Here is a 13,459-nt window from a genome sequence, read left to right as displayed (position 1 = left end):
TAAGCGCCACAGATAAGTCGTTTGCTTATGAAGTACACGACGTAAAGACGGCTTTTACATGGATTTGAGTTGGACTTGAGGTGGACTTAATTGCCAGTCAAAATGGGTAAAATAATATGATCATTTATAGATTGTCCGTAGCAGTTCCTTGTACGGCGCATATTTGTGATGGATGAAAATATCCTTTCCATCAAAGATATATTTTCTATCGTAAACACTGTCCGGATAAAGAATAACAGGCGTTCCCGCCGGTGTAAAATTGTGGCTACTGACAAAGGAAGGTGGAGCGTAACCAGTCATGGTATTGCGCACACGTGCTGCAAGACGTTTGCCCAGCAGTTTTTGCATGCGCCGGCTGGCTTTCTTCGTGCTCCGGTCCATCCTGTTATACATCGCATTCAATACAAGACGTACGAAGAATTTCTGCTGCTTCAGGGCGCCTTTCACGTTCATGAAGGGGTTTGGTGTATTAAAATCGCTGGTGGTTTGCAGCGAGAAGGGCGTTTCCGGTACCCAGTCCCGGGGATTGACCACACGAAAACCCCAGCCATCGCGGGTGATAAAATCGTAATCGTACGCGTAGTAGAGATTACCTGGTTTGGGCGCAGCACTACAATAGGTTTTATAGATGATATCTTTAGGAAAACCAGGTTCGTTGAGGTATTGCAGGTAGGAGCGGAGCAGGAAGCAGATAGCGCCTCCCTGGCTATGACCGCTTAACAGGAAATTACGGATACCTTTCCCGTAATACTCCCGGATATGCGCCACAATATCCGGCGCCATGCTACCCAATGCCAGGGCCCATCCTGCATGAACATACGCATTGCTGTCTTTCGACAGGCGGTAACGGAAAACAGCGCTGTCGCTTAGCCGCAATTCTCCGATGGCGGGTATCATACCTGCATGGAAATTCTCCAGCCACGATTCCATCTTCCCGACAGTACCCCTGATACTGATAATGGCTGTCTTATCATCGCGTAACCACATGTCCCAGCGATTGAACAGGCCTGTTATGGGAGAACGGTATACGAGCCGCGCATGTGTGGGGGCCGGTACCTGATAGTTAATCCAGGGAGTATCTGCGTGAAGGAAATTGATATCGAGCAGCTCACTATATTCCTGCGGGTCAAAACCGGGTTTAAGCGGCTGAGCTGTAAGAGTAGGAACCTGAAGGAATATCCAGAGGGTGACAATAAATGACCGGCATATACGGGTTGGGGCCTGCCAGCCTTCTGAGATACTGTGTACGTTATTCATATCCTGGCATGTTGTATAAATAAAAATAGTCCATAGTTGTTGAACTATGGACTATTTTTTTGTCAGCCAGTGGGCTATGCTTATTGTAAAAGTTGTTCTGTGCGTCCTACTGAACCATCTTCACCCATACCTTCCACTACTATACGGAAACGTCTTGTGAAGTCGTTGTTATAGAAGGAAACCTTGGCAGTATGAGTCAGGGAATCTGCTATCAGGTTTGGATTCCAGTAGAGAGTCAGCCTTTTATCCTGCAGGATGTGAATTTCCTTACGAACGGTATAATCCGGTGCGTAGAATTCTTTCACGATGTTGTAACCACCTTTCCTGTATTTCTCGAAGCCGCGTGTATCCACATCCGCTTTGCTGTCACCGCCTTTTCTGGTGTATACTGCGATAGCGCCGGAGCTACCACCGAAACCACCTACGAAGGTTGGACGTAAAACCTTGATGAAAGCCACATCGCCGATGTTAATGTTGCTCAGCATGCTGATGTTGGTTGGCATTTCATTCAGGAACAGTACGGGAGGACCACCACGCCAGTTCAGGGCTGGTCCGTTAGGATCGGTCAGGTTGATGCTCAGACCAGGTACTTTGGACTGGAGGTACTGGAAGATACTGAGGCTGCCTGCTTCATCCCTGGTGAGGTCAAATGCATAACCATCACCGGCATTGAACATACCTGTAGCATAACGTTGCTCAACAGATTCTGTTTTGCTCAGACGTTTTTCGCGTACGTTCACCTCTTTCAGGAAGATCGGTTTGTTAGCGATGGATCTGGTTACTGCAGTATTTTCGGCTACAGTGGAGAGATAAGTGGTTAATACCCTATGCTCTATTTCCACGGTAGTTCTGAACGGATAAGGCAGTGTTACCGCTTCTTTTTTCTCAAAGAAGTGAGGTTCGAATTTCACGTTCACGTCTTTCCAGGCTTTGTTAGGATCGTTAGCGCGGTAGAATACGTTGATCGTATCTACGAACTGCAGACGGTCTACGGCAAATTCACCTTTATCGTTGGTAGTAACGGAAGAGAATGCGGTGGAAGTATCGATCGGCTGTTTCAGGATGAAGTCCACCTTACCATTTGCCAGGGCAGCAGCACCTTTGTTGGTGGTAGCCACACCTTTCAGCAGTAAGCCCTGTTCATAAGGGTACTTAATGTCAGGCATGTAGTTGTGGAGGATCTTTTCCCAGCTGAACCTTCTCCAGCCATTGGTCATCATGATCAGGTCCAGCCCCTGGAGGGTAGCCGGATCCATATCTTTGAAGTACTGGGCCGGATTAGCGATGTAACCTTTCAGATCGGAAGTAAGGAGCAGGTTGGAGACGATGTTGTTCTCATCCTGATCTTTCACGATATTGTCAGCATCGGTAATGGAAACGGACAAGCTGGTAAGCATGGTGTCCGGTATTTTTATTTCCAGTGTGTTTTTCTGTCTTGGCTGTGTATTAACCGCAACATTCTGCAGGGTCATGGCCAGGAAGTCGTTCTTTCTTACGAAAGCAAGTCTTTCTGCCATTGGCAAACCTTCAGCATTAAAGATGGTCAGCTGAACGATACCGGAAGGAAGTTCTTTGGTAGGTATGAAACCACTCATCTGGCCTTCCGCTGCATTCAGTTTCGCTTTGTATACGATGTGCTGCTGCATCTGTGCAACGATCATCATGTTGTTATAAACAGGATTGTCTTTCGTTGCAGGTAAGGTTTGATAGAAGATACGGGTGCCCTTGTTGAAGACCTTAAGACCTACGCCAGATGTTTTTACCACTGGCAGCAGTATTGTTTTCTGCTGACCTTTGCTGGTCTGGATCAGTGCTTTGTAAGTTTCTCCGGCAGCCGGGGTGAGATCGAACATACCCATACCATCGCGGGTAGTTTTCACTAAAGCCACCGTTTCTCCCTTCAGGTTCTGGATGATACCATTTACTTCCTGCGGATAGCCGTGCTGATCGATTGCTTTGAAAGCAACGCGGCCGGCAACACCTGCAATCAGGTTACCACCTTCAGGGAAGAAGTTGACAGCGAAATCAGTAGCAGGCGCTTTTGGTGTAGGGCCAATTGGTTTCGCCGGGTCGAATATTTCAATGTTTTTGTAGAAGAGGTATTCTGAGTCAAAGTTCAGCATCCATGCAGTGTATGCACGTACCTGGTATTGACCCGCTTTAAAGTTGTCCGGCAGTTCGAACGCACCAGAGCCGGTAGCACCACCGATAGAGATTAATTTTTTACTTACCACATTTCCGGATTTGTCTACCAACTCTACATACAGGTTGGTTGCCGAAAGGGAAGGCTGGCCTTGTAGCAAAACATACGCTTTGAACCACATGGTTTCCCCAGCGGCGTAGTAATCCTTATCCAGGTGCAGGTAAACCTTTTCCTGGGGGAAGCGTTTGCTGTACTGTTCCAAGGCTTGAGTGATTTTATCCTGCCATTCATCGGCGGGGTAAAATGCAAGGGCGCCGGTTATGCCCAGCAGACAGACTGGGAGGAGCCACTTTAGTTTTTTAGAGAACACAGATTGCATGTGGAACAACATTTTGCAACAATATAGTATCAAAAATTATAATATGCAAAATAGAGCTAAAAATTTATATATACAAATAATGTTATTGGTATTTAATAAATTACAATCTCCCGGCTTTGGATTATTATTGCTGCGGGATAGTGATTTTGGAAAAAGTCAGTGACATAAAAAGATGGTAAACAAGAGATTAGTAGTTATAGGGGGTGGAGCGGCCGGTTTTTTCTGTGCTGTAAATGCTGCACGTCTTCATACTCAGCTGGAAGTCATATTAATAGAAAAAAGCAGTAAACTTTTATCTAAAGTGAAGGTATCGGGCGGAGGAAGGTGTAATGTAACACATAATGCCCCCGATATATTATATATGTCAAAACGCTATCCGAGAGGCCAGCACTTTGTAAAGAAGGCTTTCAGCCGCTTTTTTGTACAGGACACTATCGCCTGGTTCAAAGAACGCGGAGTGTCATTGAAAGCCGAGGCTGATGGGAGGATGTTCCCGGTAACGGACAATTCCCAGACCATTATCGACTGTCTTCTGAAAGAGGCAGACAGGTACGGCGTAAAGATTAGAATGAATGCAGCAGTCAGTGAACTGGTCCGGGGAAATAACGGATGGGAAGTCCGCTTACAGGACGGAGCGGTGCTGAAAGCAGACCAGGTATGTGTAGCTGCCGGCGGTTATGCCCAGCTGGACAAGTTTGCCTGGTTGCAGGCTATAGGCCATCAGGTCGAGCCTCCCATGCCATCCCTTTTTACCTTCAATATGCCGGGTAATCCTGTCACGACCCTGATGGGTGTGAGCGTGGAGGAGGCCCATGTGAAGATAGCAGGCACCAAACTGCAGGAAAAAGGCCCCCTGCTTATCACTCACTGGGGTATGAGCGGGCCTTGCATATTGCGGCTTTCCGCATGGGGAGCACGGGAACTGGGTGCATTGCAATACCAGTTTACAGCATTGGTCAACTGGCTGCCTGCATTCAATGAAAATAGTTTACGGGAAGAAATGCAGGGACTGCGGTTTTCCCTGGGAGGCCAGAAAATGCATCATAAGAACCCTTTCGGACTACCCCAGCGTTTATGGCAGTTCTTCCTGCAGCAATCGGGGATAGGAGAGGACGTGCGCTGGGCCGATATGCCGGCAAAAGAGCAGCATAAACTGATCAGATACCTGACTGCTATGGAGTGCCCGGTAAAGGGAAAGACAACCTTTAAAGAGGAGTTTGTAACCTGCGGAGGCATCCGTTTATCTGAAATAGATCCTGCTACCATGGAGAGCAAGCTGGCGCCGGGATTGTTCTTTGCGGGGGAAGTGATGGATGTGGATGGGATCACAGGTGGATTCAACTTCCAGCACGCCTGGACGAGCGGCTGGATTGCGGCAAGCGCTATCGCAGAAAGATAAAAAAAGGACTCCGGTAAGCGTGTGCCTACCGGAGTCCCGGTTTTCCATTGTTACTGTAAGCTTCTGTACCTTATATCACTCTTAATTATCTTTTAACCTTCAATGCCGTTCGTTTTGTCGGGTATATAGCTGGTCGTCTTTTCTGTTCTACACTACAAAATTACTTCACCCTGTCTTATAGAGCAAAGCAATATTATTTATTTCCCGATAGATAATCTTTATAGATAGTGGATGCCTGGTTCGTAATCCTTATCCAGGGCCTTCAGGAGTCTATCGAAGTCCGCCGGGTTCTTTACGAAGTCAACCTTTGTCATGTCCAGCATCAGTGTGCGAACGGGATGCTGACGGATGTACTGCATATACATATCATGCACGCTCACGAGATATTCGTCTGCTATCTGCTGTTCATAGGAGCGGTTCCGGTGCTTAATGTTCTGCTGCAGCTTAGGCACGGGGGCATTGAGAAAAATGAGCAGATCCGGCTGCACCAGCTGCGGATTGATGATATCGAACAGTTTCTGATAAAGGCTGTATTCTTCCTCTTTCAGATTGATCTTTGCAAACAGGAGGCTCTTGATAAAAAGATAATCAGACACGACGAGATTGCTGAACATATCCTGCATCTGCAGCATGTCTTTTAATTGCTTGTAACGTTCCGCCATGAAAAACAGTTCCAGGGGGAAGGCGTATTGCTGGGGCTTTTCGTAAAACTTCGGCAGGAAAGGATTATCGGCAAATTCCTCCAGGATAAGTTTAGCGTTGAAATGTGCAGCGAGTTTGGTCGCCAGGGTGGTTTTCCCTGCGCCGATATTACCTTCTATCGTGATGTATTTATAATTCATGGACCGGTGAATGGTTTAGAGTACGCCCTCGTATTTTCTGGCGGGTAACTGGTCTGTACAGTTTTCAAGCAAGGTGCTGACAGACTGGTGTAATATGGGATGCTGCCAGTCAGGAACGATCTCCCGGAGGGGAACCAGTACAAATTGTCTGAACTGCATCTGTGGGTGAGGGATTTTCAGGTCGGGCTCATTGATGATGGCATCGTTGTAGAAGATGATATCTATGTCGATCACCCGGGCGCCCCATTTCTGACGGCGGATGCGGCCGATATTGTGCTCTATGGCCAATACCGTTTGCAGCAGAGTTCGTGCATCCATTCCGGTTGACACCAGGAGGGCCTGGTTGAGGTAATCCGGCTGCTCCACATGGCCCCAGGCAGCCGTCTCATAAAGGGCGGAAATTTTTTCCACCTTGCCTACCTGCTTATCTATCTGCTCCACAGCCTGTTGGAGATGACCGGTACGGTCTCCCAGATTGCCACCTATAAGTAATATTGCTTTATTCATGTATCTTCAACGGCCCAAAAGTATACATATTCTTTATTTTTGGAAAAAGAAGACGACCGGTAGGTCCTTTTACATTAAATCTTCCATAATGCGTAGTTTTTTTAAAATTTTCTTTGCCACCCTGCTGGCTTTCATTGTGATCATCTTTTTTGGGATGTTCATACTGATGGGTGTAATAAAGTCGGCTGTCAGCCCTGAAGAAGTTACCTTATCGCCAAATGGAGTGCTGGTGCTTGAAACCAGTCAGCCTTATGCCGAACAAAAGATTGTAGACCCCGTAAATGCCGTATTGCGTCAGGGACCCAAAGAAACCCCGGGGCTTTATGATGTGGTGCGCCTGATCAGACATGCAGAAACTGACGATAATATAAAAGGGATCTATCTGAAGGCAGACAACAATGCCAATGGGTTTGCCACCAACGAGGAAGTGCGTAATGCGCTGCTGAAATTTAAACAATCCGGTAAGTTCATTTATGCCTATGGTGAGGTGATGGACCAAAAGAGTTACTATGTAGCTTCCCTGGCAGACAAGGTATATGTGCATCCGAAAGGAGGTATGGAATTCAGCGGTTTCTTTACCCAGCTGACCTTCCTGAAAGGAACGCTGGACAAACTGGAAATCCAACCGCAGATCTTTTATGATGGCCGCTTCAAGAGCGCTACAGAGCCTTTGCGGGAAACACAGATGACGGTGGCTAACCGCATCCAGACAAACGCTTACCTGGGCGACCTATACGCCAATTTCCTGAAAAATATCGGCGCTTCCAGAAAAATAGACACCGCCACACTGCACCAGTATGCTAACGGGGGGCTGATCCAGGAAGCGAATGATGCGCTGAAATACAAGCTCGTTGATGGGTTGAAATACAATGACCAGGTGATGGATGAAATCAAGTCAAGACTGGGACTTGGTGGGGATGAGAAAATTAATTTTATCTCCCTCTCCAAATATGAAAGTGCAACGGATGCATCTACCGGCAAAGGCGAGGATAACAGGATTGCCATTATTTATGCGCAGGGAAATATTGTGGGTGGTGACAGCGAGAAGGACGAGACTATCAGCAGCGGACAATTTGTGAAGCTCATCCGCGAGGCAAGACAGGATAAGGATGTAAAAGCGATCGTATTCCGTGTGAACTCTCCCGGTGGTAGTGCACTGGCATCAGAGTCTATCTGGAGGGAGCTGACACTGGCTAAAAAGAGCAAACCGGTGGTAGTGTCCATGGGAGACTATGCGGCTTCCGGTGGTTACTATATTTCCTGCATGGCCGACTCTATTTTTGCACAGCCGAACACGCTGACAGGTTCTATCGGCGTTTTTGCCGTGTTGCCGAACCTGCAGGGATTCTTTAAGAACAAACTCGGAGTAACCTTCGATGGTGTTAAGACAGCACAATATGCTGATCTTGGCAATACCTCCCGTCCATTGACAGAAATCGAAAAGAAATTCATACAGAACTCAGTTGATAGCATCTACAGCACCTTTAAGGGGCGTGTGGTGGAAGGCCGCAAACTGAATGGGGTAATCGTGGACAGCATTGCCCAGGGCCGCGTATGGAGTGGCATACAGGCAAAACAACTGGGACTGGTGGACCGTATCGGTGGTATTGACGATGCCATTAAATGTGCTGCGAAACTGGCGAAGATCAGTGGTTACCGTTTAAGGGAATATCCTGAAGCGGAGCAGCCGTTCGAAAAATTTGTGAAGTCCTTTGCAGGGGATGCCCGTATGGAGACTGCCATTAAAAAAGAGCTGGGAGATCAGTATGCTGTTTATCAGCAGATCAAACATCTGAAAGAAATGAGCGGAGAGATCCAGGCAAAGCTGCCTTATGTGGTGGAAATCAGATAAGAAGATACTTACAGACTTAAAATAGTATTAAACCTGCCCCTCAAGGGCAGGTTTTTTTATGGAAATGGGTAAAACAATAGTAGTTTTATGCGATTTTTTAAGAATAGACCAGCGTTTAAGTAAGTATGGCGGTTAAATACAATCAATGGAAGGCGCTGTTAGCCATGTCCAAAGCAAGCCTGATAGGAATAGTGAGAAGCCCTTCAGCAGTGATCTTCAGTCTGGGATTCCCTTTGGTGTTCATTCTGGTGTTTGGTTTTATCGGCGATAACGGTATATCAGTGAAGGTTGGGGTGGATGCCGCTACCGATACCAGCGGTTACCTGTACAGGCAACTGGCCAGTGAGAAAAGCCTTAAGCTGGTGACGGGACAGGCAGCTGCAGAAATGGAGGATGATCTGAAAAAAGGACATATTACCGCCATTATCCGTATTACTTCACGTCCCGCCCAGGGTAATGCACCTGCCTGCGATGTGAAGGTGCGTACTTCCACGGCTGCGGCAGACAAGATCTCTTTATTTCAGACTATACTGAGCGGAATCATTTATAAAGCAGATGACGTGTATTATCCCAGGGGTTCCATTGCGAAACTGGAACCGGTGGAAGTGTTGCCGGGACGCCGTTATCGTACGATCGACTTCATTCTGCCCGGTCTGCTCAGCTTTTCCCTGTTGAGCGCGGCTGTATTCAGCACCGCATTTCTCTTCTTCAGCCTGCGCCAGACGCTGGTATTGAAACGTTTCTTCGCCACACCCATCCGCAGGCTCCATATTGTACTGGGAGAGGCCCTTGCCCGCCTGATATTCCAGGTAGCGGGAGCAGTGCTGATCATTGCCATTGGTTATTTTGCCTTCGGGTTTACACTGGTACATGGGTGGAGCACTTTTCTTGAAATGCTGGTGCTAACGGCCTTCGGCGTGATCGTATTCATGGGCTTTGGATTTGTGGTAAGCGGCATTGCAAACAGCGAGAGCGCCATACCACCTATTGCCAACGTGATCACCTTGCCACAGTTCCTGCTGGCAGGCACCTTTGTTGCTGTGGATGCTTTCCCTTCGTGGCTACAGCCGGTATGCCGTGTTATGCCGCTGACCTACCTGAATGATGCATTCCGCAAGATCGCTTTCGAAGGACAGCACTTATGGAATGTAGGGCTTGAGCTTGGCGTAATTGCCCTCTGGGGAGTGGTTGTATATATCGTAGCAGTAAGGGTTTTCAGGTGGGAATAGGGAATAGTCTGGATTTTTTCCTACCTTTTGTATATGCAAGCCTTATTTATCATACTTGGAGCACTTGGAGTGCTGATACCAGGTTTGTGTATTGTTAGCATGTTCCTGCCTGCTACAGTGAAAGTAGTACGTGTCAGGTCCATTCCTGCGTCTCTTTCCGTCGTTTTTGATCAGGTGAATGTATTGCGTAACTGGGAGAAATGGTCGCCCTGGCACCAGGTTGACCCTAAAATGAAACTGTCGTACAATGATAAAATGAGCGGGACAGGGGCCGGCTATCAGTGGATAAGCAGGAAGCGGAAGGTAGGTAAGGGGTCAGTTACAATTGTAGCTTCCCGGCCATATGAGCACATTACAATCGAAATGCAGTTCATGGAGAGTAAGGCGACAAAAGGTTTTTTTCGTTTCGAACCCTCTGGCAGAGGTACTCATGTTACCTGGGGCATCGCAATGGAAGTAGGCAGATATCCTGCTGCGAAGATCAGGGGATTGATGCTTGATAAATTGATTGGAAAAGATTTTGAAAAAGGGTTAGAAAACCTGGAGAAATTAGTAAAATAGATATGCGTTTCGTCAAATTATTGTTGTTAAGTGTTCTTTGTTTTGGGATACTGATATTTCTCATTTCCCTGTTAATGCCCTCAAAGGCGATCGTTGAACGATCGGGAGTAATAGATGCTCCTCTGACTACCGTTTATGCTGAGATCAATAACCTGAATACCTGGCCTGAATGGAATCCCTGGGCTGCTCCTGGTGTAGCGCGGAAAATTGAATTTTCCAACCCGCCTGCGGGAGAGGGAGCTTTTTATACCTGGTCCGGTATGCAGCAGGACAGGCCTGTGTCAGGCAAAGTGCTCATAAGGGAAAGTGCACCCGGGAAAGGGGTCTATTATAACATGGAGTTCAATGCCATGAAACCCGTAGTGGCAGCGTTTGAGCTGAAGCCTTCCGCTGATGGGAAAGGAACAGCTATACAGTGGCGCCTGGAAACGCATCTGGGAATGTTGCCCTGGTGGAAGCTGAAAGGTTTCCTGTCAGACAGGCTGACCGGTCCCTTACTGGAGGACGGGTTGACTAAACTGAAAAATATCTGCGAAAGGAAGAAGTAGGCATGAATGTGCAGACTGCTATCGCATTTTAACACTGAATTGTTATGAATGGTAAGTTTGTTATGAATGAAAAGGTATATTTTTCATATAATTCAGAACAGTAAAACAAATTACAACCATGAAACACGTTCTATTATTTTTCGCATTACTGGCAGGAACATGCAGTTTTGTGTCTGCACAGGAGAAAGCACCTAAAAGCCCACGTATCACTGCTGAAGGGAAAAATGTTAAGATAGCTTACGGACAACCGTCTAAAAGAAACCGCGTTATTTTCGGTGAATTGGTGCCTTATGGTAAAGTATGGCGTTTAGGCGCTAACGAGGCTACTGAGATCACCTTTGCTAAAGATGGTAGCTTCGGCGGCAAACCTGTAAAAGCTGGTACTTATTCCCTGTTCACTATTCCTGAAGCCAATGAATGGACATTTATTCTGAACAGTGAGCTGAAACAATGGGGCGCTTACGATTATGACAAGATCAAAGCAAAAAATGTAGCAGAAGTAAAAGCAAAAGCTACTAAAACCAGTGCACCTGTTGAGAAACTGACCATCACTGTACCTGCAGACAAAATGGTAGTAGAATGGGATAACACCCATGTAGAAGTACCGGTAAAATAAGTGTTGAAAGTATTCAATAAAAAAGTCTCCGTTTCTCAGCGGAGGCTTTTTTATTGCACATATCTTTATGCTGAATGCAGGAGTGCCTGTATCCGTGCATCGCTGGTGATTATTTTAGCCTTCAGATCACTCAGAATAGAATATAAACCGAAATAAGTACGGTTGATATACAATGAGTGTCTGGAACCTCTCGCTACCTTGGAATCCCTTACTTCTTTGAGGTTGTAGAGATAATCCATATAGGCATAGATCTCCGTGAAATAAGCTTCGTCTCCAAAGTCAAACTCTTCCAGTGTAAAGGGGCGGGTCAGCATATCGATCATTCTCTGGAACAAGCCGGAGAAGAAAACCACTTCCTTTTCTGTATCGCTTGGGTGGATCATCTCGAGGTTGGTATAGATCTCTCTGCGCCTTAATTCGTCTTTCAGTATATCCTTGTCCACCAGGAGGAAATAATTGGTGTAGAAGTCTTCCGGTATTTCCTTGATACAGCCAAAATCAAATACGCCAACGGTACCATCATCGCGCATCAGGAAGTTGCCGGGATGCGGATCTGCATGTACCTTTTTCAGTTTGTGTACCTGGAACTGGTAGAAGTCCCACAGTGCCTGACCGATCCTGTTACGGGCATCCTGTGATGGATTACGTTCCAGGAATTCTTTCAGGTGGAATCCTTTCAGCCAGTCCATGGTGATGATCCTGTCGCTGGACAGTTCCGGGTAGTAAGCCGGGAAGACCAGGTTAGGAATGTGGGCGCATTGGGCCGATACTTCCATGGAGCGTCGCAGCTCCAGTTTATAGTCTGTTTCTTCCAGCAGTTTGCCTTCTATTTCCTGGAAGTATTTATCCATATCCACTTCATTCATGCCTACGATGCGGAGGGCAAAAGGCTTGACGATGCGGAGGTCAGATTTTACGCTATTGGCCACGCCGGGATACTGGATCTTTATTGCCAGTTCCTTGCCCCATTTGGTAGCTTTATGTACTTGTCCGATAGAGGCGGCATTAGATGCCTGTATATCGAACTTGTCATAGAGCTGACTGGGCGATTTTCCCAGTGTTTTAACGAAGGTATTGATGACCAGCGGGCCGGAAAGGGGAGGAGCGCTGTACTGTGACATGGCAAAACGTTCAGAGTAGGCTTTGGGCAGCATGCCTTTATCCATACTGAGCATCTGCGCCACTTTCAGTGCGCTTCCTTTCAGGTTGCTGAGAGTATCATAAATGTCTTCTGCATTGTCGGCATGGAGTTCTTCCTTGCTGATGGAAGGATCTATGAGTTTTTTGGTATAATGTTTAAGGTAGTTGGTACCTACTTTCAATCCTGTTGTTACAAATTTGCTGGCACGTTCAACTTTACCGGTAGGGATGTTCGTCTGTTCTTTCATACTGTCTTATTTCCTTGCAAACATGAATTTTCCGAAGTCCAGAATGCTGTCAAGCGTATTGGAACTGATCAGCTGGAAGCTGAGGTTTACCGCTTTTTCTATGGCAGCATCTGTCATTTCGAAGCGTTCACTGTCATCTTTTGTCCAGTAGCGTAACACGAAAAGCGCCTGCAGCCAGAAGCCGTGTACGTACTGATCAGAGATGTATTTACGTTCTTTCACCTCACCTGTCTGGTAACCTTCTTTGATCAGTTCACGGATATAATCGTAAAAAGCGATGCGGAAAGCTTCCAGTTTGTCCAGGTGCAGGCCCGGTACCAGGTATTTGTCTTTCTGCTGGAGGATATAACTCCTGTTTTCCTTCAGTTGCTGTACCCAGAGGAAATAGAAGGTGAGGAGTTTTTCGCGGGCGGAATAATTCCGGTACGTCTCATCTTCCTTCAACTTTTCTATTGTGTCCTGGAAGAAGGAAAGCCATATGTCCTTTTCCAGTGCATCAAAAGAGGAATAGCTGTCGTAAAAGGTTGTTTCAGGTACATTCAGCTGTTGGCAGAAGGTGTACACAGAAACGGGTCTTTTACCGTTTTCCAGCCAGTATGTTTTATAAGCGTCGCGTATGATTTTTTTTTCCATGATCCAGGGTTTAGTGCGTAAGTAAATACATGACAGCGCGCTATGCGGGTTGGACATAGGTTGCTTCTGCAAATTTACGCTACAAACGCCGGATAAAGATCATTT

At 46.7% G+C, this 13,459-nt stretch carries 12 protein-coding genes; 6 read left to right on the top strand and 6 right to left on the bottom strand.

The features are described from left to right. Window positions 1-120: 120 nt before the first annotated feature. Together L3C95_RS28915 and L3C95_RS28910 are read right to left on the bottom strand one after the other, a co-directional pair. On the bottom strand, window positions 121-1,257 hold the full coding sequence (locus tag L3C95_RS28915) for a lipase family protein (RefSeq protein WP_236393696.1): 1,137 nt from the start codon (window positions 1,255-1,257) through the stop codon (window positions 121-123). Window positions 1,258-1,337: 80 nt separating this feature from the next. Beyond that, complete coding sequence (locus tag L3C95_RS28910; protein WP_236393695.1) at window positions 1,338-3,662, bottom strand: MG2 domain-containing protein; 2,325 nt, start codon at window positions 3,660-3,662, stop codon at window positions 1,338-1,340. 289 nt (window positions 3,663-3,951) lie between these two features. Between L3C95_RS28910 and L3C95_RS28905 the strand changes: the two genes are divergently transcribed. After that, window positions 3,952-5,178 (top strand): NAD(P)/FAD-dependent oxidoreductase, encoded by a 1,227-nt coding sequence (locus L3C95_RS28905; protein WP_236393694.1) that lies wholly within the window; start codon window positions 3,952-3,954, stop codon window positions 5,176-5,178. Between the two features lie 218 nt (window positions 5,179-5,396). On the opposite strand, the gene L3C95_RS28900 is transcribed toward L3C95_RS28905, so the two are convergent. Then, window positions 5,397-6,020, bottom strand: a complete 624-nt coding sequence (locus tag L3C95_RS28900; RefSeq protein WP_236393693.1) for a deoxynucleoside kinase — start codon at window positions 6,018-6,020, stop codon at window positions 5,397-5,399. 15 nt (window positions 6,021-6,035) lie between these two features. Then, the gene (folK, locus tag L3C95_RS28895) at window positions 6,036-6,527 is read right to left on the bottom strand and encodes a 2-amino-4-hydroxy-6-hydroxymethyldihydropteridine diphosphokinase (RefSeq protein WP_236393692.1); all 492 of its coding nucleotides are present in this window, start codon (window positions 6,525-6,527) and stop codon (window positions 6,036-6,038) included. A gap of 88 nt (window positions 6,528-6,615) precedes the next feature. Between folK and sppA the strand changes: the two genes are divergently transcribed. From sppA to L3C95_RS28870, 5 genes are all read left to right on the top strand, one after another. Further along, window positions 6,616-8,379 carry a signal peptide peptidase SppA gene (gene sppA, locus L3C95_RS28890; protein WP_236393691.1) on the top strand — a complete coding sequence of 588 codons (1,764 nt, stop codon included), beginning with the start codon at window positions 6,616-6,618 and terminating at the stop codon, window positions 8,377-8,379. A gap of 125 nt (window positions 8,380-8,504) precedes the next feature. Beyond that, window positions 8,505-9,608, top strand: a complete 1,104-nt coding sequence (locus L3C95_RS28885) for an ABC transporter permease (protein ID WP_236393690.1) — start codon at window positions 8,505-8,507, stop codon at window positions 9,606-9,608. A gap of 33 nt (window positions 9,609-9,641) precedes the next feature. Further along, window positions 9,642-10,169 carry an SRPBCC family protein gene (locus L3C95_RS28880; RefSeq protein ID WP_236393689.1) on the top strand — a complete coding sequence of 176 codons (528 nt, stop codon included), beginning with the start codon at window positions 9,642-9,644 and terminating at the stop codon, window positions 10,167-10,169. 2 nt (window positions 10,170-10,171) lie between these two features. After that, complete coding sequence (locus L3C95_RS28875; RefSeq protein ID WP_236393688.1) at window positions 10,172-10,717, top strand: SRPBCC family protein; 546 nt, start codon at window positions 10,172-10,174, stop codon at window positions 10,715-10,717. Window positions 10,718-10,835: 118 nt separating this feature from the next. Next, on the top strand, window positions 10,836-11,333 hold the full coding sequence (locus L3C95_RS28870) for a DUF2911 domain-containing protein (protein WP_236393687.1): 498 nt from the start codon (window positions 10,836-10,838) through the stop codon (window positions 11,331-11,333). Window positions 11,334-11,398: 65 nt separating this feature from the next. On the opposite strand, the gene L3C95_RS28865 is transcribed toward L3C95_RS28870, so the two are convergent. Together L3C95_RS28865 and L3C95_RS28860 are read right to left on the bottom strand one after the other, a co-directional pair. After that, window positions 11,399-12,721, bottom strand: coding sequence for an ABC1 kinase family protein (locus tag L3C95_RS28865; RefSeq protein ID WP_236393686.1), 1,323 nt, complete (start codon window positions 12,719-12,721; stop codon window positions 11,399-11,401). 6 nt (window positions 12,722-12,727) lie between these two features. Beyond that, window positions 12,728-13,354: a TetR/AcrR family transcriptional regulator gene (locus L3C95_RS28860; RefSeq protein ID WP_236393685.1), complete on the bottom strand. Its 627-nt coding sequence runs from the start codon at window positions 13,352-13,354 to the stop codon at window positions 12,728-12,730. Window positions 13,355-13,459 lie beyond the last annotated feature (105 nt).

Source organism: Chitinophaga filiformis, assembly GCF_021646545.1.
GTDB classification, from domain to species: Bacteria; Bacteroidota; Bacteroidia; order Chitinophagales; family Chitinophagaceae; genus Chitinophaga; species Chitinophaga filiformis_A.
Note: the sequence above shows the minus strand (reverse complement) of the source record. Positions and strands in the feature narration are given on the sequence as shown.

Coding starts and splice junctions, on each gene's coding strand:
- L3C95_RS28915 (WP_236393696.1), bottom strand. CDS start 1,257: ATGAATAACGTACACAGTATCTCAGAAGGCTGGCAGGCCCCAACCCGT.
- L3C95_RS28905 (WP_236393694.1), top strand. CDS start 3,952: ATGGTAAACAAGAGATTAGTAGTTATAGGGGGTGGAGCGGCCGGTTTT.
- L3C95_RS28900 (WP_236393693.1), bottom strand. CDS start 6,020: ATGAATTATAAATACATCACGATAGAAGGTAATATCGGCGCAGGGAAA.
- folK (WP_236393692.1), bottom strand. CDS start 6,527: ATGAATAAAGCAATATTACTTATAGGTGGCAATCTGGGAGACCGTACC.
- sppA (WP_236393691.1), top strand. CDS start 6,616: ATGCGTAGTTTTTTTAAAATTTTCTTTGCCACCCTGCTGGCTTTCATT.
- L3C95_RS28885 (WP_236393690.1), top strand. CDS start 8,505: ATGGCGGTTAAATACAATCAATGGAAGGCGCTGTTAGCCATGTCCAAA.
- L3C95_RS28880 (WP_236393689.1), top strand. CDS start 9,642: ATGCAAGCCTTATTTATCATACTTGGAGCACTTGGAGTGCTGATACCA.
- L3C95_RS28875 (WP_236393688.1), top strand. CDS start 10,172: ATGCGTTTCGTCAAATTATTGTTGTTAAGTGTTCTTTGTTTTGGGATA.
- L3C95_RS28870 (WP_236393687.1), top strand. CDS start 10,836: ATGAAACACGTTCTATTATTTTTCGCATTACTGGCAGGAACATGCAGT.
- L3C95_RS28865 (WP_236393686.1), bottom strand. CDS start 12,721: ATGAAAGAACAGACGAACATCCCTACCGGTAAAGTTGAACGTGCCAGC.
- L3C95_RS28860 (WP_236393685.1), bottom strand. CDS start 13,354: ATGGAAAAAAAAATCATACGCGACGCTTATAAAACATACTGGCTGGAA.